1 protein-coding gene is annotated in these 614 nt (G+C 54.7%); it reads left to right on the top strand.

Annotated elements, in window-relative coordinates; all coding sequences use genetic code 11:
- Positions 1-614: hypothetical protein (locus tag GMA8713_RS27940; RefSeq protein ID WP_438501716.1), on the top strand; the 614-nt coding region annotated here is incomplete at both ends.

The following is a 614-nucleotide window of genomic DNA, read 5'->3' as shown; positions in this document are numbered from 1 at the left end:
AACGCGTCTGAGCTGGGCAATGACAATGTGCAGCTGCAGGTAGTCGTTGACCACGATGAGCTGGTTGCCGGTGGTCAAATCAACCTGACCATTAACAATGGCGGCACCACCTCCCTGGTATTCCTGTCACTCGACAACAACGGTAACCCTGTGGTGGTTGACGGCAACGGTAATGCCGTATCCGGCTTTAGCTACAACAATGGCACCATTACCTGGACCGAAGTGGTTGCCGAAGGCAATACCATTACGGTATCGGCGACCCAGACCGACAGTGACGGTAACGTCTCCGATGCCGGCAGCGATACGGCGGAAATTGATACCACCGCCAACACCACGGCACCGACTGTCACCATCGTCGATGACAACAACCCTGACGACGGTGTGATTAACGCGTCTGAGCTGGGCAATGACAATGTGCAGCTGCAGGTAGTCGTTGACCACGATGAGCTGGTTGCCGGTGGTCAAATCAACCTGACCATTAACAATGGCGGCACCACCTCCCTGGTATTCCTGTCACTCGACAACAACGGTAACCCTGTGGTGGTTGACGGCAACGGTAATGCCGTATCCGGCTTTAGCTACAACAATGGCACCATTACCTGGACCGAAGTGGT

This window comes from Grimontia marina (assembly GCF_900060185.1).
GTDB classification, from domain to species: Bacteria; Pseudomonadota; Gammaproteobacteria; order Enterobacterales; family Vibrionaceae; genus Enterovibrio; species Enterovibrio marinus.
This window is presented reverse-complemented; position numbering and strand designations above follow the sequence as displayed.